The 18,023-nt window shown below is 70.9% G+C and carries 13 protein-coding genes and 3 pseudogenes; 5 read left to right on the forward strand and 11 right to left on the reverse strand.

The window, feature by feature from the left end:
- Positions 1–6: 6 nt before the first annotated feature.
- The 4 genes from ACWC5C_RS28160 to ACWC5C_RS28175 form a co-directional block, all read right to left on the reverse strand.
- Entirely contained in the window at positions 7–990 is a 984-nt protein-coding gene (locus ACWC5C_RS28160; protein WP_450879781.1) for a ParB/RepB/Spo0J family partition protein, read from the reverse strand.
- A 395-nt stretch (positions 991–1,385) separates the two neighbouring features.
- On the reverse strand, positions 1,386–2,645 hold the full coding sequence (locus tag ACWC5C_RS28165) for a cytochrome P450 family protein (RefSeq protein WP_450879783.1): 1,260 nt from the start codon (positions 2,643–2,645) through the stop codon (positions 1,386–1,388).
- 188 nt (positions 2,646–2,833) lie between these two features.
- Positions 2,834–4,210 carry an amino acid permease gene (locus tag ACWC5C_RS28170; protein ID WP_450879785.1) on the reverse strand — a complete coding sequence of 459 codons (1,377 nt, stop codon included), beginning with the start codon at positions 4,208–4,210 and terminating at the stop codon, positions 2,834–2,836.
- Positions 4,211–4,246: 36 nt separating this feature from the next.
- Entirely contained in the window at positions 4,247–6,403 is a 2,157-nt protein-coding gene (locus ACWC5C_RS28175) for a phage holin family protein (protein ID WP_450879787.1), read from the reverse strand.
- 166 nt (positions 6,404–6,569) lie between these two features.
- Between ACWC5C_RS28175 and ACWC5C_RS28180 the strand changes: the two genes are divergently transcribed.
- Complete coding sequence (locus ACWC5C_RS28180) at positions 6,570–7,136, forward strand: hypothetical protein (protein ID WP_450879789.1); 567 nt, start codon at positions 6,570–6,572, stop codon at positions 7,134–7,136.
- A 21-nt stretch (positions 7,137–7,157) separates the two neighbouring features.
- On the forward strand, positions 7,158–7,478 hold the full coding sequence (locus tag ACWC5C_RS28185; protein ID WP_450879791.1) for a hypothetical protein: 321 nt from the start codon (positions 7,158–7,160) through the stop codon (positions 7,476–7,478).
- An 18-nt stretch (positions 7,479–7,496) separates the two neighbouring features.
- On the opposite strand, the pseudogene ACWC5C_RS28190 reads toward ACWC5C_RS28185, so the two are convergent.
- The 6 genes and pseudogenes from ACWC5C_RS28190 to ACWC5C_RS28215 form a co-directional block, all read right to left on the reverse strand.
- A pseudogene (locus ACWC5C_RS28190) lies at positions 7,497–7,706 on the reverse strand (protein-L-isoaspartate(D-aspartate) O-methyltransferase); the annotation flags it as partial.
- A gap of 65 nt (positions 7,707–7,771) precedes the next feature.
- Entirely contained in the window at positions 7,772–9,010 is a 1,239-nt protein-coding gene (locus tag ACWC5C_RS28195; protein ID WP_450879793.1) for a hypothetical protein, read from the reverse strand.
- Positions 9,011–9,317: 307 nt separating this feature from the next.
- Positions 9,318–10,007 (reverse strand): maleylpyruvate isomerase family mycothiol-dependent enzyme, encoded by a 690-nt coding sequence (locus ACWC5C_RS28200; RefSeq protein ID WP_450879795.1) that lies wholly within the window; start codon positions 10,005–10,007, stop codon positions 9,318–9,320.
- Positions 10,008–10,069: 62 nt separating this feature from the next.
- Entirely contained in the window at positions 10,070–11,233 is a 1,164-nt protein-coding gene (locus ACWC5C_RS28205) for a methyltransferase domain-containing protein (RefSeq protein WP_450879797.1), read from the reverse strand.
- A gap of 10 nt (positions 11,234–11,243) precedes the next feature.
- Entirely contained in the window at positions 11,244–11,864 is a 621-nt protein-coding gene (locus ACWC5C_RS28210; protein WP_450879799.1) for a DJ-1/PfpI family protein, read from the reverse strand.
- A gap of 28 nt (positions 11,865–11,892) precedes the next feature.
- Positions 11,893–12,174: pseudogene (locus ACWC5C_RS28215) on the reverse strand (helix-turn-helix domain-containing protein); the annotation flags it as partial.
- A 196-nt stretch (positions 12,175–12,370) separates the two neighbouring features.
- Here ACWC5C_RS28215 and ACWC5C_RS28220 point away from each other — a divergent pair.
- Entirely contained in the window at positions 12,371–13,999 is a 1,629-nt protein-coding gene (locus ACWC5C_RS28220) for an IS200/IS605 family accessory protein TnpB-related protein (protein ID WP_450879801.1), read from the forward strand.
- 5 nt (positions 14,000–14,004) lie between these two features.
- Here ACWC5C_RS28220 and ACWC5C_RS28225 read toward each other — a convergent pair.
- Positions 14,005–14,673 (reverse strand): annotated as a pseudogene (locus ACWC5C_RS28225) (GlxA family transcriptional regulator); the annotation flags it as partial.
- A 173-nt stretch (positions 14,674–14,846) separates the two neighbouring features.
- On the opposite strand from ACWC5C_RS28225, the gene ACWC5C_RS28230 reads away from it, so the two are divergent.
- Both ACWC5C_RS28230 and ACWC5C_RS28235 read left to right on the forward strand, forming a co-directional pair.
- A complete protein-coding gene (locus ACWC5C_RS28230; protein ID WP_450879803.1) occupies positions 14,847–15,929 on the forward strand; it encodes a hypothetical protein in 1,083 nt (360 codons plus the stop codon).
- A gap of 182 nt (positions 15,930–16,111) precedes the next feature.
- Positions 16,112–18,016 carry an ABC transporter ATP-binding protein gene (locus tag ACWC5C_RS28235; protein ID WP_450879805.1) on the forward strand — a complete coding sequence of 635 codons (1,905 nt, stop codon included), beginning with the start codon at positions 16,112–16,114 and terminating at the stop codon, positions 18,014–18,016.
- Positions 18,017–18,023 lie beyond the last annotated feature (7 nt).

Raw genomic sequence — 18,023 nt, forward strand, 5'->3', positions numbered from 1 at the left:
CGGATATCAGCCGGATGCCTGCTGACTGGAGCGCTGCTCCAGCTCCGTAGCGAAGTCCTGCCACGCCCGGCTGCACTCACGTGCGGCCGTGACGATCAGCTCCACGCGGTGCGGCGGGACGTTGTCGCTGATCCGGGTCCACTCTTGCGGCCCCACCGTGCAGGCGTCCAGCAGCCGCAGCAACGTGCGGCCCGACTCGGAGAGCCGCAGCGAGGGGTCCTTGCGCAGGTTGTGGAGCAGGGCGGGGAGGTCGGGGGCGCGGTCGGCGCCGTCGATCCTGGCCACCGCCTTGGGCCCCAGCGGGGTCGCGCTGGCCGCCGCCTTGGGCTCGCGCCGGGTGGGCCCCGACGGGGCCTCACCGCGCCGCAGCCGGTCGCGGACGTCCCGCACGGTGGCGGCGCAGACCCCGGCCTCCCGGGCGACCTCGCGCAGCGAGACGCCGGGGCGTTCGGCGAGTATCCGACCGGCCTGGATACGGCCTTCGGCGGCGTCGACCGGGCGTTCCCGGCCGTCGCGCCCGAGCCGGGTGCTCGACTGGGGAATTTCCCCACTCGCACGGCGGCGGATCGCGCCGACCGTCTTATGGGACAGCCCGGTCACCGAGGCGATGGCTCGATCGGACCATTCGGGATGGGAGTTGATGATACGTTTGGCGGCGGCATTTCTGTCGGCGCGCGGCAGGGGAAGTCCGTGCGAGACGTTTGCTTTGACGGCGAGGACGAACGCTTCCTCGTCATCGCATTCGCAGAAAATCGCCTCTATTTTGCCCTGACCGCGCAGATCCGCGGCCTGCACTCGATGCATCCCGTCAATGACGTGCATCGTCCTGCGATTGACCAGAATGGGCGGCAGTTCGGCGTCCGACTCGGCGAGGAGGCGCACATGCTCGGTGTCCGCGCCCGACAGCCGGGGCGAATCGAAGTGCGTTAACTCGCTCAGGGATACCATTTCGGTGGACCGCTGCGCCATGATCTCGGCAGTGTCAGCCATGAGCTGACCATTCATGTGCCTATCCCCCTGTGACAATCCGGTGCTTCATGGAAGACAGCGTTGGACGAAGACATCAGGAGGCGTACTACCCATGGAGGGCTGGGTGCTGGACGACAGGCCCAGCCACATCGACGCGAAGGTGCAGTAATGACCGGCTCAAGGCCACCCCCGTGGACTTCCGCTTACCCCGTATGTCGCGTGGAACGAATCCGGTCGGGATTGTTGACGCAACCGCGTATTCATCGTGGCGAGTTAACATCAGTTCCAATACCAAGCGACCGTAGCAGTCGCCGCGCGGAGTACGCAACCAAAACGTGATCGACCATTTTATGGTCAACTCACGCTTTGCGAGGTATGCCAGGTGGATGCCCTGAAGTAGATCTAGTCCCGCGGATCTAGCCCCGCAGCCGGACGGGCAGTTGTTGATGTCCATTGGAGATGAACGACTCCAGTGGACGAAGCTCGGCGCCCGGTACCGCGAGGGCGAGATCGGGAAAGTGTTCGAAGAGCGCGCGCAGTCCGATACGGCCTTCCAGCCGGGCCAGTTCCGCGCCCAGACAGAAGTGCGGGCCGTATCCGAACGCCAGGTGCTCGCGGCGGGTCTCCCGCGTAAGGTCGAAGTGCTCGCCGCGCTCGCCATGGACGCCCGGATCGCGTCCCGCGGCGGCGTAGTTGATGACGATGGGGTCGCCCTCGCGGAAGGTGAGCCCGGTCGCCGCGTCATGCACGTCCTCGATCGGGAACCGCATGATGATGGTGGCGATCGGCGCCTGGTGGCGCAGCGTCTCCTCCACCGCGTCCTGCCATGACGCCCCTCCGGAGCGCAGCAGGGCGAGTTGTGCGGGGTGGGTGAGGAGATTGACGATGGCGTGATCGAGCAGGTTGACCGTGGTCTCGTGTCCCGCGCCGATCAGCAGCAGCACGCTGTCCATCAGCTCCTGCTCGCTGAGCCGGGAGTCGGTCTCGTCGTCGTGCGCCTCGATGAGCGCGCTGGTCACATCGTCGCCGGGGGCCTGCCGCTTGATGGCCAGCAGCTCGGTCAACAGCCGGTACAGCTCACGGTTGTTGGCCTCGGCCTCCGCCTCCGAATACCCGGTCGCGAAGACCCCGGCGATGGCGGTGCGGAAGTCGTCGTGCAGCGCGTCGGGGACCCCGAGGAGCGTGTTGACGACCATCAGCGGTAACACCCAGGCGAACCGCGACCGTAAATCCACCACCGCTCCGGGCGCGGTGGCCTCGGTGGCGTCCAGTCCGTCGAGCAGGGACCCGGTGATCTCCTCGATGCGCGGCGCGAGCGCCCGTACCCGGCCGGGCGTGAACGCGGCGCCGATCAGACGGCGCAGCCGGACGTGTTCGGGTCCGTACGCGGTCAGCGCGCTACGGACGTCCATCCAAATGCGTAGCGGCCACTTAGGCGGAATGCGCTCCTCGATGTAGCCGTCGGGCCAGTGCCGGTAGGCGTCCTTGGAGATCCGGCGGTCCGCGAGCAGCCGCTTCACGAGCGCCGGGTCGGTCACCGACCAGGCCACCACTCCGCCGGGCAGCTCCACCGGCGTCGCCGGACCCAGATCCCGCAATCTGTCCGCCTCGGCGTGGATGTCACCCGCGGTGGGGTCGAGACGGAAGGGGCAGCCGGTGTTCAGGTCGACGCTCATAGAGGGAAATGCTCGCGCAATCGCGGTGTCCATGAAAAGAGGAAATTCGCAGAGAAGAACGCAACTTCCACCCCCTCGACCTCATGCGCCGCATAAGAAATACGGCGTTTCAGCGGGGAATTCGCCGACGCTTTCCGCATATCCCCGGGGAATACCGGGCGGGCAAGAAAACGCGACGCGCCCCGGCTTTACGGAATTCCCGCCTCCGCGCCCGGGGCGGCCATGTCCTCCGGGTCGCCCTGGCCCTGGCCCTGGCTCTGGCGGCGGGCCGCGATCACCACGTACACGAGCACCCCGGCGAACAGGAACAGCACGCCCTGGTACACCGCCGCGTACCCGGCGCCCGACACCAGCCAGAAGGAGAAGCCGAAGCCCGCCAGCGCCAGCACCAGGTCCCAGACGAAGCGCCCGGTCCTGACCTCGTCGCGGCGCCCCGCGAGCAGGAAGTACAGCTGGGCAGCGGCCGCCAGCAGATAGGGGACCGTCGCCGAGAAGGTGGTGATCAGGACGAGGGTCGCGAAGACGCCGTTCGAGCCCGAGGTGTAGTTGACCACGGTCAGGAGCGACGCCAGGATCACGCCGATGATCACCCCGGCCGTGGGCACCCCGCGCCGCTTGGCCGCGAAGACGGCCGGGAAGAGCCCGTCCTGGGCGGCCGCGTACGGCGCCTGGGCGCTCATCAGGATCCAGCCGTTGAGCGCGCCGACGATGGACACCACGGCGGCCACCGCGATCAGCGTGCCGCCCCAGGTGCCACCGAACATCGCGTCGACCGCGTCCGAGAAGGGGGCGGTGGAGTTCACCAGGTCCTTGTGGGCGACCGTGCCGAACACCGCCACCGTGCCCAGCAGGTAGACCACGGCCGCGCCGATCGTGCCGAGCACACTGGCCCGCCCCACGTTGCGCTCCGGGTTCTCCATCTCGCCCGCGCTCATCGACGCCGACTCCACGCCCAGGTAGCTGTAGAGCAGGATCGCGGCCGCCGCCGACATCCCACCGACCGCGCTGCCGCCGCCCGCGTTGAAGGGGCCCATCTTGTCCGGGTCGAAGAAGAAGAGCCCGACGACCGCGACGAAGAGCAGCGGGACGAACTTCAGCACCGTCGACACCAGCTGGACGGCGCCGACCCAGCGCGTCCCCGCGAGGTTCGCGAGCCCCGGCAGCCACAACACGAGCAGCGCGATGGCCAGGTCCACGCCCTTGGACTCGTTCCCGGGGGCCAGCACATGGACGTAGCCGACCGCCGCCACCGCGAGCGCCGCGTTGCTGACCCAGGTCATCGTCCAGTACGACCACGCCGACAGGAATCCCGCGAAGTCGCCGAAGGCGGCGCGGGCGTGCACATACGGCCCGCCCGTGCTCGGGTCGCGCCGCGCGAGCCGCCCGAAGACGAGCGCGAGCGCGATCGCGCCGACCGTCAGGACAACGAACGCCAGCAGGCTGAGGGTGCCGTACGGGGCGACGGAGGCGGGGAGCAGGAAGATGCCGCCGCCGATGATGTTGCCCATGACGAGGGCGGTCGCCGTGGGCAGGCCGAAACGGCGCGTGTGGTGCTGGTCGAGCATGTGAACATCGTCATGGACGATGTACGGTGCACCAAATCACCGGGCTTTGTCCGGCAGGACGGGGTCGGCGGCCGGAAATGGTACGGCCGGAGGACTCGGAATCCGGGATTCCTTCGCGGGATCCTGCGCACCGTCAGACAAGGTCCATTCCTGCGGCGCCGGAACCTCCGGCCCGTCCGCCTCCCGCAGCCAGCGCCGCAGCACCGTGTGCACCCGCTCCGCGCCCACCAGCTCCTCCCCCGCCGCGACGGGCGCGGAGAGCTGGACCGGCCACAGCAGAAACGGGTGGCCCTGCTCGCCGCCGAGCCCGCCGTGCGAGCCGATCTGCTCCTCGAACGCGTGCACCTCGCCGGTCGCCGCGTCGTAGGCCGAGTTGACCATGATGTCGGGGGTGTTCCGGAAGTGCGCGGTCCGCCGTACGGCGTCGGCGGCGCCCGGCCCGAAGACCGCGAGCGGGCTCTCCTTGACCACCCGGCCGGTGTCGAGATGGTGCTCGGCGCCCTTCGCCCCCAGCACCACCGCGCCCTCCGTTTCGGAGCGTACGAGCAGGAAGCCGACCCCGGGGTGGTTGGCGAGGGTGTGCAGCAGCGCCGGATGGCGGCGGTCGATGGCCTCGCGGCTCATCCGGCCGGGGACGTCGGGGAACGAGACCAGCCCCAGGTTCCCGGAGGCGAGCACCACCGGCCGGGCCCCTTCCGCGTCCGTATCGTCCTTCTCAGGCCGGTGCAGCGCCGCCCGCGCCGCCTCGCGCGCCTCCGCCCCGCTCGCCGTACGCCCCACCGCCTTCGGCACCGGCAGCCCGCACCCGGCGCGCACCAGGTCCTCCAGCGTCAGCCCGTACGCCCCCGCGAACGTGGCCCCCGGGCTCTGGCCGTGGTCGGACAGCAGCACGATGCGGTAGTCGCGCGGCGCCCGCTCCGCGACCTTGGCGATCAGCGCGATCGACCGGTCGAGGCGGGCCAGCACCTGCTGCGCGTCGCGGCTGCGCGGCCCGGAGTGGTGCGCGACCTCGTCGTACGCGACCAGGTCGGCGTAGATCGCCGTACGGCCCGCCAGGATGTCCCCGCTCACCGCCGCCACCACCACGTCCCGCTCGACGACCGTCGCGAACGCCCGGATGAAGGGGTACAGCCCGCCCCGCCCCACCCGGGGCGTCTCCCGGCGCAGCTTGGCGCGGGTGGACTGGCACAGCTCCCGGACCACCTCGGCCATGAACGAGGCCGCGGTGCGGGTGGCGTTGGCCGGGTCGGAGAAGTACGTGAAGTAGCCGCTGCGGGAGCGGTTGCGCTTGCTGCGCCGGGCCGCCACGGAGAGGACGAGCGCCAGCTCGTCGGCGCCCCCGGTGAACAGATTGCCCCGGCTCGCGCCGTCCACCGTCAGCAGCCCGTCGTGCCCGGCGCGGGCGGCGGCGCGGCGCTGCAGCACGGCCGCGCTCGTCGGCCGGTTGCTCACCATCACCTCCCCGCTCTTCTTCTCGTACCAGCGGAAGGCGGGCACGTCCTCGTTCGACCCGTGCAGGATGCCGAGCTGGCTGGCGCCGGTCTGGCTGGACCAGTCGGTGCGCCACGGGGTGACGGTGTGGGTGCCGCCCACCCACGCCGACACGGTCTCCATGACCGGCGGTCTGCTGTCCCGTGGCCGCAGCGCGTCCCGCAGCACGGCGTGCCCGACCCCGTCGAGCTGGAGGAACACCGTCCCCGGCGGCCGCTCCCGGCCGCCGTCCCCGCCGCTGAGCCGCCGTTCGCGGTCCGCGAGCCGCGCCAGCCGCCGCCGGTACGCCCCGTCGTCCCGCACCGTCAGGAACGTGCTCGTCGCCGAGGACGCGGCCGACATCACCGCCGCCACCACGACCGCCGTCTCCGGGTCGACCGTGCCCCGCCCGGGGATCAGGCTGATCGCGAGCAGCAGCAACGACCCGTTCAGCACGAACACCAGCAGCCCCAGCACGAGCGCGGGCATCAGCAGCAACGCCCGCACCAGCAGCGGCCAGACGAGCGCGCTCAGCACACCGAACGCGCCCGCGCCGCTGGCGGCGGTGACCGCGATCCTCGTCGCGCTGTCGCCGTCAGCGGCCTGCAAGCGGAAATCGGGCAGGATGCCCGCGAGCGCCAGCATGGTGAGCGTCGACACCGCCCACACGGCCGCCACCCGCAGCAGGGCTCCCCCCACGGTCTTCCATCGGGGCTTCTGCACGCCGGGGCCTCACTTCAGACTCCGGTCCGCGCTGGGCGCGCGGACCGGCTTCCAGCGTTACACAGCGCGGGTGCGTCCCGGCGGGCACGAGGTGACGAGGAGGGGACCGTTCCGCTTACGGCACGGTCACGGCGCCCGCCCTGCACGTCATGGCAGAGTCATGCGCATGCAGACCTTAAGGCCCGGCCGGTACAGACCCGCCGCCGCTCTCCTCATACTCGTCGGCCTCTCCCTGACCGCCTGCGGCGAGCAGCGCGTCACGGCGTCCGACACCCCGAGCGCCCGCCCGACATCCAGCACCAGCGCTTCCCCCGCTCCCCCTTACGTAGAGCCCGGAATCGTCGACGGCGCCCCGCACTACGGCGAGAACAACGCCCACCGCCAACCGCGCGAGATGTCCCCCGCCAGCGCCAGGGACGCGCAGAAGGAAGCCGACCGCATCAAGCCCGTGCTCAAGCGGCTGTGGGACCAGAAGAAGTGGGCCCCCAAGACCGTGCGCGCCGCACTCCTCGACCTCGGCTACGAGGAGGAGCGCACCGGGCCCAAGGGAGAACGGCTGGGCGGAACGCTCACCGTGCAGGGGCTGGGATCGCGCTACGAGGGCGCCAGGGTCAGCCTTCGCGTCCACGAGGACGCGTGCGTCACGGCGTACTTGCAGAAGACCAACTTCCAGGTCACCGCCAACGGGCCCTACCTGGAAACCGGCTGCTTCATGCCACCCTCCGGCCACTGAGCCGGTGCGGGACGCCACATCGTGAACACACGCCGATGGATCATCCCCGTATGGGCGGGGCTGTGCCTGGCGGGCATCGCCGCCACCTCCGCCCTGAACGCCGGGTCCCCGGGCAAGCCGGACTCCCCCTACGTAGAACCGACGCCGACGAAAACGCACCCCGTCGACTGCCAGAAGATCGCCGACGACATGGAGCAGGCCCGCGCCGAGGCCGAGCGCAAGCGGCAAGAAGCACTCCGCCCATCCGCCACGTCCGAGTACGGGCGCCAGTTCACCGTCACGGGGTCGCGTCTACCGGAGGAGTGCGTGGACGAACTCGAAGACCGCGGCCTCCGCCATTGAAGCGCGGACCGATGCCGCTCACGACAGGCTGACGGCCGGATCGTCCAGCCACACCCGCTGCCCGTCCGGCGTCACGGTGAGCCCGAACCGCGTCTGGTCCGGGGCCCCCTCCCTCAGCCACCACCGGTACGCGCCCTCCACCTCGTCCCAGAGCCGACGCGCCCCCGCCTGCCAGACGCGCGCCCGCTCCTTGTCCGCACGGAACACCACGCACGCCCAGGACCGGTCGGCCTACGCGTCCGGCCCCGGCCCCGGTGGGCCGGGGCCGGGGCCGCCGCGTCTTCAGCGGATCTCTACACGGTGGGGTGGAGGTAGAAGGCCTCCGTGTCCAGGGGCTGCCCTGCTGGGGTGAGGTAGTCCAGGACGGCCCAGACGCCTTGCTGGTTGGTCCGGCGCTCCAGGGCGGCGTAGTAGCCGCTGTCGTAGTTGAGCAGCACCGTCCTGTTCGGGTAGCGCGGGTCGAGGTTCTGCAGGACGTAGGTCTGTTCGTCTTCGTCGGGGGGAAGGTTGGCGTTGCAGTCCCAGAGCTGGAGGTAGTCCCCGACGCGGGAGAACTCGCGGTTGTGCACATCCAGGCAGCGGCCCTGGCTGGCCGCGGACCGAAGCCGGACCAGCGGCTCCCCGAAACTGCTGGTGCCCGCGTCTTCCGTGAACCAGCGGGAGCGGGCACCCTGGCCCTGGTCGTCGCTGTACTGGACGATGTGGGTGCCGTTTTCCGGGCGGCCCAGGCCGACGCTCAGCAACTGCTCGCTCGACTCGACGTGCATGGTGAAGGAGCGCGGCCCGGCGGCCCCTTCCAGGGCCCCGAAATGGACGGGCCAGTGGTCGCTCCCGGCGTTGGACTCCACGGTAGCCCGCCACCGGTCCGTGTCGACGTTGGAGACCAGGTAGTCGTACTCGGCGTCGGAGCCGCGAATGTACGTGGGCTCGCCCGCGTTGTAGATGCGCGCGCTGCCGGGGAGGCCGAGTCCGGGAAGGCTGCTCGGGTGGCGGTTGAAGTCGCCGAGCGCCGCCCAGTTGCCGATGGCGGCGGCTCTGGCCGCGATGTCGATGCGCTGCACCAGGGACCCGCCGTCGTTCCCGCCGCGGGACTGGGCGTGCACGGAGGCGAACAGGATGTCGTTGCCGCGGTTGGTCACCGCGAGGGCGGGCCGGTAGGCACCGGGGATGTTCAGCACCTCGTCCGGCTCCCACGAGGTGACCATCCCGAGGTTCCGGCTGGGGGTTTCCAGTATGTACAGATGCCGCTCGGGGCCGCGTGGGCCTTCCTGCCACAGGTAGTGGTCGATCCCGTTGGTGCTTCCCTGGTAACGGGCACCTGTCGGCGGGGTGGCGGGCACCTCCTGAAGGGCGACCACGTCGTGGGCGCGAGCCAGGTCGTAGGCAGCGCTCCAGCGTGACCTGCTCTGGTCCATGTTCCAGGTCGCCGGGGAACTGCTGTCCGGGTCGGCCGCCTGTGCGGTACCGGGAACGGCGACGACCCCCGCGCATGCGAGGAGCAGGGTCACGAGCAGGGCGATCGGGGTTCTCAAGCGCGGGAGTCGGTTCCGCCGTAAGTTGTCGCCGACATCGTGCTGAGCGCGGCGGGCGATCGCGCTGGTCGACACCGGCCCGCGGAGGGACGCATGTCGCCGATGTCCGGCGCACTCGGATCGTCGCGCTACGAGGTCGACCACTCCATCACACCCGAGGGCGCCCGGGTCGCCCTTCGCATCCATGACGACGGATGCGTCACGGCTTTCCTGCAACCGACCAACTACCAGGTCAGCACCAACGGTGCCGTACCTGGAGACCGGCTGCTTCGCCCCGCCCTCCGGCCACTGAGACGGGCCGGGACATTCACACGCGGTCCAGGCGCTGTGGCGGGTGGGGCGGCCACGGCCCGAGAGGGGGCAGTTCCCCCGCCGCCACCGGTAGGACCACGGGCGTACGTCCGGACAGCCAGGCCGCCAGGTCGCGCACGCGTCCGCTGACCACCGTGCCCGGCGTCCCCTCACCGGCGGACCATTCGCGGCGCATGTCCTCGGCCCGGAGCAGAGTGCCCGCCGGAAGGCGGCCGAGGAGGAAGTCGATGGCATGCGCGGCCAGGTCCTCGGGCCAGTCGCCCGGCCCTACGCCGAGGTCCAGGTCGACCATGTGGATCCACGCCTCGCGCCAGCGCGCGAAGACCGTGGCGGCGATGTCCGCGTTGCGGAACGTGACCGGACGGCTCCAGTCCACGTCGTCGGCGCGTGCCCAGACCGCCTCCAGCCCGGCTGTGTGCGCGGCGAGTTCCGCGCGGTGCTCGACGGCGCTCCGGCCCGCCGTGGCCTCGATGATCGCGTTGCGTTCGTCCATCCCTCCGTCGTAACCCGCGACCAGCTCACCGCGCAGGGCGTGCTCCGCGAGACGGGCGAACATCCGCGCGTTGTCCGTGAGATGCGCCAGAACATGCCCGCGTGACCAGCCCGGAAGGGCGGACACCTCGGCGACCTGCTGGTCGTTCAGCCCGGACACGACCCGTTCCAGCGTTCGGTGGGCTTCGGTCACTGCCGCTACAGGAGGGTGCATGCCGAAGATCATGAACCGCTTGGCCGAACGCTGTCCATCGCCTACGCCACAGTGCTGTCCGGCTCGTCCAGCCACACCCGCTGCCCGTCCGGCGTCACGGTGAGCCCGAACCGGGTGTGGTCCGGCGCCCCCTCCCCCAGCCACCACCGGTACGCGCCCTCCACCTCGTCCCACAGCCGACGCGCCCCCGCCTGCCAGACGCGCGCCGTGTTCGCATGGTCGCGGAACACCACACACGCCCAAGACCGGTCCCCCAGCCCGTAGAACCACACGGCCCGCGCCCCGTCCTCCCCCCTCTCCGCCACGGCCTGGACGCAACGCGGTACGCGCAGCCCCAGCACGAAGGGGAGGGCGCTGTACTGCCCGGTGACGAACTCCGCCTCGGTGATGTCCGTGGTGGACGTATCGGCGCCGTCGGTCGGGTCGTACGCACCGTGGTCAGGCAGCGCCAGCCGCTGGGCGCGCAGCTTCATGAACTCGGCGGGCCGGGTGAAGCGGCCGGTCGCCGTCCCCTGGTGCACCGTGAGCCGGGCGATGGCGTCGGCGTGGGTGAAGTGGGTGCCCCAGGGCGCGACGATGAGCCCGCCGGGGCGGGTCTGCTCGATCCACGCCCCGGGGATCGCCCGGACCCCGACGGTGGCCATGACGCGGTCGTACGGCGCGCGGTCCGCGCACCCCCGGGCCCCGTCCCCCACGACGACGGCCGGGTCCCACCCGGCGGCGCGAAGCCGTTCGCCCGCCTTCCGCGACACGTCGGGGTCCACGTCGACGGTGGTGATCGCACCTTTGCCACAGCGGTGGGAGAGAGCCGCAGCCGTCTCGCCGGTGCCGGTGCCGACGTCCAGCACCGCCATGCCGTCGTCCACGGCGAGGTCCTGGAGCAACGTGTAGACGACGGACGGCATGGAGGAGCTGCTGGTGGACACCCGTCCGGGTTCGGCGCCGCTGTGCTCGCCGTCGTCCCACTGCGTCACGATCGGCGCATCGCGGTCGACGGCAGCATACCAGGCGTCGGAGTCTTCGGCCTTGTGGACGGCGGTGGCGGCGTGGGTACGGGTGTCGAACGGCCACATGAGGTCGGGCAGGAACGCGGCCCGGTCCACGGCGGCGAACGTAGCCACCCAGTCCGCCCCCAGAGCCCCCGCGCCAAGGAGCCCCCGCCCCAACGCCTCCCGCCCGGGTCGTGTTCCGGAATCAGTTGTCATCGCGGGCAGGTTACATTTCGGCCCGCATCCGGGCGGTCAGCTCGGCCGGGGCCTTGTGTGGGGAGCCGGAGTCGTACGGCGGCTGGGGGTCGTACTGGAGCATCAGCTGTACGGTCCGCGCGGTGTCGTCCCCGGCGATCCGCCCCGCCAGGGCCAGGCCCATGTCGATCCCGGCCGAGACACCCGCCGCCGTCACGTACTTGCCGTCGAACACGTAGCGCTCGTCCACGGCCTCCGCGCCCAGGGCCCGAAGGCCCTCCATGGCGGTCCAGTGGGTGGTGGCGCGGCGGCCGGTCAGCAGTCCGGCCGAGCCGAGGATCAGCGAACCGGTGCACACCGACGTGGTCCAGGTGGTGGTGGCGTCCACGGCCCGCAGCCAGGCGAGCACCGCCGGGTTCTTCTGCTGCTCCTCCGGGAACGGACCGCCCGGCACCAGCACGACGTCCGGCCGCGCCACCTCCTCCAGCGTGGCCTCGGCCACCAGCTGGAGGCTGCCGCTGTCGTTGCGCACCGGGCCGCGGCGTTCGGCCACGAACACCGGCTCGGCGCCGGGCAGTCCGGCCAGGGTGTCGTACGGGCCTACGGCGTCCAGCGCCGTGAAGCGTTCGTAGAGCAGGATCGCGATCTGCACGATGGTGCCTCTCGTTCATCGGTTGGGTTCAGGGATGGAACCGGCGCCGGTACTCGGCGGGGGCGGTGCCCAGGTCGCGGACGAAGGCCCGGCGCATGGCCTCCGGGGTGCCGTAACCGCAGGCGCGGGACACCTCCTCGACCCCGTCGTCGGTGTCCTCCAGCAGCCGCCGCGCCCCCTCCAGCCGCACCTGGTCCACGTACCGGCCGGGCGTGACGCCGATCTCGTCCCGGAAGGCGCGGGCGAAGTGGCGGGGCGACAGGTTCGCCCGCTCGGCCAGGACGGGTACGGACAGGTCGGCGCCGGGGTGGCAGGCAGTTGTTGGTTGAGTGTGTATGAGTGCGTTCTAGCGTGTGTGAGTGAGTATCCGGGCTGTGGACTGTCCGATTCCGGAGGAGGGAACGGGAGTTCCCGGATCGAAAGCGTGACCTTTTCGCGGGTGTGGTCGTTGGGTGGGTGACAGGCGTGTTGCCGCCGGGCTCGCGGAAAGGGAGGGAGGGGGCAGGGTGGGTGTGCTGCGTGAGCTGTCGGCGCCGTTCGTCGTCCCCGGTCCGTCCGGTGTCGCGATCCGTACGCGGCTCAAGGGCCTGACCGCGAGGGACGAGGAGGCGCTGCGGCTGATCGGCGCGCATCTTGGGACCTTGGCTTCGCGTGACCTCAAGCGGCGCTGTGCCGAGGGGCTGGGGCACTCCGCGGACTCGTGGGCGGCGCGTAAGCGCGCTGTGACCGGGGATTCCTCGTCGCGGTGGGCGGGCAGTATCACCAAGGCCACGCACGACCAGTGGGCGCTGTCGCGGCGTGCGCAGTACGCCCACATCCAGACCCTGGAAGCCGGTGTTCGCACCATCGCGCACCGGTTGTCGCTGCCGGTGGGCGCGGAGGGAACGAAGCGGAGCCCGGGCGGCTACCGCACCCGGCAGGAGTGGTTCGCCAAGGCACGCCGTCTGCGCCTCCTGCGGGACCGGCTGGCTGCCGCGCGTGCCGACCGCGAAGCGGGGCGTGTGCGCGTGGTGCGAGGAGGAAAGCGGCTGGCCCGCAACCGCCACCACCTCGAACAGGCGCAGCTCACCGAGGCCGGGTGGCGGCAGCGGTGGGAGGCTGGACGCTGGTTCCTCCAGGCCGACGGCGAGAGCGGGAAGCGGCTGGGGAACGAGACGATCCGCGTCACCCCGGACGGTCAGGTCAGCATCAAGCTTCCGGCGCCGCTGGCACATCTGGCGAACGCCCAGCACGGCCGGTACGTCCTCACCGGCGCCGTCGCCTTCCGCCACCGGGGGGCGGAGTGGGCCGACCGTGTATCGGCGAACCGCGCTGTGGCCTACCGCATCCACCTGGACGTGGCCCGCCACCGCTGGTACATCACCGCCTCCTGGACCATCCCCCCGGTCAAGACCGTTCCGCTGGCCCTGGCTTGCGCCGGTGGCCTGGTCGGTGTCGATACCAACGCCGACCACCTAGCGGCGTGGCGCCTGGACGAGCACGGCAACCCGGTCGGCGACCCTCGCCGGTTCGCCTTCGACCGAGACGGACCGGCCACCTACCGCGACGCACAGGTACGGCACGCGCTGGTACGCCTGCTGCACTGGGCCAAGCGCCACGGCCTGAGCATCGCGATCGAGGATCTGGACTTCCAGGCGGACAAGACCCGCGAGAAGCACGGGCGGCGGAAGCGGTTCCGCGAGCTGATCTCCGGCATGCCCACCTCCAAGCTGCGGGCACGGCTCGCCTCGATGGCCGCCGAGCTCGGCATCACGATCGTGGCCGTCGACCCCGCGTACACGTCCAAGTGGGGCGCTCAGCACTGGCAAAAGCCCCTCACCAGCCAGAACAGGAAGACCACTCGCCACGACGCGGCAGCGGTGGCGATCGGAAGGCGCGCCCTGGGGCACCCGATCCGGCGACGGACGGCACCGCCCCCGCACGACCAGAGCGATGGTGCGGGGCATCGGACCGTCCAGGCCGCATCGGATGTTCCGGGGCGTGAGGAAACCCGCCCCCGCATTCCCGGACCACGGACACGATCCGTCGGCACCGGAGGCGGAGCGAACGCGGGTGACCAGGGTGCCCAACACCGTCCGGGGCACCCGGCTGAGCACGAGTCCTGGAACCAGGACTCACTACCGCTCAGTCTTTAGGAACGGTGTTCGGCGATGTACTGCTGTACGTCGCGCAGCGGACGGCGCTGTGCGCTCTGCGCCGCCAGCTGGACGCTGAACTGCCGCTGCCCGCCGGGGCGGCGGAGGAAGACGACCAGGAAGCGGGCCACGGTGAGCGCCACATCGCGGCCCAGGTCCTCCTCCACGAGGGCGAGCGCGAGGTCGATGCCGCTGGTGACCCCGGCGGAGGTGGCCACCGGCCCGTCGCGGATGTAGATGGGCTCCGGATCCACCTCCACGGCGGGGAACCGCTCGGCCAGCCCCTCCCACAGCGCCCAATGGGTCGTCACCCGGCGACCGTCCAGCAGCCCGGCGGCGGCCAGCGCGTAGGCCCCGGTGCACACCGACACCAGCCGCCGCGCCGCCGGGGCGTGCTCCCGCAGCCACGCCACGACCCCCGGATCCGTCGCGCGGGTGGCCTCACCACCCGGCACGATCAGGGTGTCCGGAACGGGCGCCTCCGACAACGCGAGGTCCGGAGTGACCAACAGCCCGCTGGAGGTGCGCACCGCCGAGCCGTCCAGGCTCCCGGTCCTGATCTCGTACGCACCGGGAACCACCCCCGCCGCCCCGGCGAAGACCTCCAACGGCCCGGTGAAGTCCAGGCTGAGTACGCCGTCGAAGAGGACGACGAGCACGGTGCGCGCTTCCATGCGGTCCATGCTGGCGGCGGGGAGCGATGGCAGCAATGACACATTCCCCACCTTTCCTGCCATGGGGAAACTGGCCATTCGTGGGGCGGGCGATGTCCATAAATAGGGGAGTCAAGTAGCTGTCTCTGGGAGAGGATCCACGGGTCCACTCAAATAACTCAAGGAGCCATCACATGACACATAGCACCTCCCGGCGCCGTCGCACCGCCCCGCTCCTCGCCGCGACCGCCTTCCTGGCCGTCGGCCTGGCCGCGACGCCCGCGAACTCCGCGCCGACCTGGGAATCGTTACCGGTCCCGCTCCCCACCGCAGGGGGGTACATGTCGCTGCTGCCCTTCGACAACCAGAACTCCTACGCCGCGACGAAGAACAGCTGCATTGACTTCTGCCCCATCAAGGAGAAGCTGTGGCAGCGGTCCGGCAGCACCTGGAAGGAGCTGCAGCTGCCCACCGACGCCTCGTCGAGCACGCTGGCCGGCACCGGCCCCAACGACCTGTGGGCGATCGGCCGGAAGGACGGCGTCAGCACCGGTACCTATCATGTTCACCACTACGACGGCACCAAGTGGTCGTCGGACCTCCACCCCGACACGAAGCGCATGCATATCAGCGACGCCGAGGCGGTCAGCAGAACCAGCCTGTGGGGCGCGGGCGCCACCCTGAACGACGGTTGGCACCCGAGCGTCACTCACTGGGACGGCCAGAGATGGGACACCACCACATTCACCGACATAGAGGGAAGTTTCTCGGCCGTGGATGTGCGGTCCGAGAACGACATCTGGGCCGTCGGCTCTCGCGACAAGAACACCGTCCCGGCCGACTACCAGCCGCTGGCCATGCACTACGACGGCACCAAGTGGAGCGAGGTACCGGTTCCCGAAACGCCGGGCAAGACGTACAGCCTGCGTAACGTACTCAGCAACGGTCCGAAGGACGTGTGGGTCATCTCCAACAACCACGTGTCGCACTGGGACGGCGCGACCTGGACGCGCAGGGACCTCCCCGTGTCCGGCATCGCCAGGACGATCGCCAACTACGACGGTCAGACCTACGTCGGCCTACAGCCCTCCACGCCCGGCGACACGAAGCTGCTGCGCTGGAGCGGCACTTCGTGGGTGCCCGACACCTCGCTCACCACCGGCCACACGGTGACGCAGCTGGAAACGACCCCGGACGGCGCGCTGTACGCCCTCTCCCAAAGAAACTTGCACCTGGACAACTACCTCGCCCGACTCGCCCCGCCAACCGCGGGCTGACCGGCGTAAGGACGTGAGGCCGGGCCGGGCAGGATGATCCCGCCCGGCCCCACCCAAACTCACCCGATCGAGGGGATCGCGGCGTCGCGGCGTTGACCGCAGGTGGGCGTGAACTGCCCTGACGCACCGCGCGCCGCCCAATGCGGTTGAGCGCGCCCAGGCCGCTGTCCCCCAATGGGCGCGTGACTCTCTCCACCACCCCGGCCCCCGACACCACGGCAACCGCCCCGGCCGCCGGGGCTCCGCCGGTGATGCGGCTGCAAGACGATGCCCATTCCGCGGCCGCCCGCATCAGCACCCGGGCCATCGCCGCCCGGCTGCCCTCCGCGCTGCGCCGCGCCTGGCAGCTGAGCTGGCGCGCCGACCGCCGTGCCGCGCTCACGCTGGTGGGCTGCACGCTCGCTTGCGCCGTCCTGACGGCCGTGGCGCTGAGCGCAACCTCCAGGCTTCTGGCCGGGCTTCTGGCCCCTGGCACCGCGGCGCACCGTATGGACCAAGCCTTACCGGCCCTGGTGATCGTCACCACGGCGGCCTGCGCCAGCTACCTGGCCGACGCCGCTGCCCGCATGTCGGCCAACCGGCTGGCGCCCCAGGTCAACCGCGAGGCCGACCTCGCCGTCATCACCGCCTCCGTCAACGCCGAACTCGGCGCCTACGAGAACGCGAGCTTCGAAGACGGGCGGTTCGCCGCCACGCAGGGCGCGGAGAAGATGCCCGAACTGATCACCGGTGCCCAGACCCTGGTGTCCGCGTGTGCGCAGCTCCTCGCCGCGCTGGCGGTGGTGGCCACTCTCAACGCCGCGCTCCTGCCGCTCCTGCTCCTCGCCGTCTTCCCACGAGTGTGGGGGTCGGTGCGCGCCGCCCGGCTCGACCACGAGGCCGCCCACCGAGGCCTCGCCGACACCCGCCTGCGCCGAGTCCTCGCCCAGTACACCACCGACCGCGCCACCGCCGCCGAACTGCGCTCCGCGACCATGGGCGACTTCATGGTGGAGCAGTACCGCATCATCTCCGGCCATCTGGAGGCCGAGCAGATCAGCGCCTCCCGGCGCGCGGCCCTCACCCAGGGCACGGGCGATCTGCTCGCCACCCTCGCGCTGGCCGTCGTGTGGGCCGGGATCCTGTACCTCACGCTCACCGGCCGCATGGACGTCGCCACCTCGGCGACCACGGTCGTGGTGGTCCGCACCGCCAACGCCGCACTCTCCGGCAGCGTTCGGGCATCCGCGCGCCTGTTCGCGACCAGCCTCTACGTCACCGACTGGGTCAGGTTCCTCGACACCGCCGACGACTGGGCCATGCACCGTGGCACCAAGACGGCCCCGGCACGCGGCCCCGAGATGATCCGCGCCCGCGACCTCACCTTCACCTACCCGGGCAAGGACACCGCCGCCATCCGCGACGTCAGCCTCGACATCCGGCGCGGAGAGATCATCGCGCTCGTCGGGGAGAACGGCTCGGGGAAGACCACCCTGGCCAAGCTGCTGACCGGGCTGTATCTGCCCACCACAGGGACCGTCACCTGGAACGACGACGATCTCGCCGGCCTCGATCCCGCGACCGTTTGGCGAGCCACCGCCATGGTCCCGCAGGACTACACCCGTTGGCCGCTCGCAGCGCGGGAGAACATCACCCTGGGCCAGCCCCGCCCCCAGGGTGACCACGCGGTGCACCTCGCGGCCGAGCGCGCCGGGGCCGACACCGTACTGGCGAAGCTCCCCAGCGGCCTGGACACCTCCCTCGCCCGCTCCTGGTGGGGCGGACACGATCTCTCCGGCGGACAGTGGCAACGCATCGCCATCGCCCGTGCGTTCCACCGCGACGCCCCCGTCGTGCTCCTCGACGAGCCCACCTCGGCCCTCGACGCGCGAGCCGAACACCAGGTCTTCAGCCGCCTCAGACTCCTCGCGGGCGACAAGACGGCGCTGTTCATCACACACCGCCTTGCCAATGCCCGGGTGGCCGACCGCGTGGTGGTCCTGCAGGACGGCCGGATCGCGGAGTCCGGCACCTACGGCCAATTACTGGAGAGAGGTGGGCTCTTCGCGGAGCTGCATCGCTTCCAAGAAGGGATCGATGGGGATTGAACCGTCA

Source organism: Streptomyces sp. NPDC001700 (assembly GCF_053596435.1).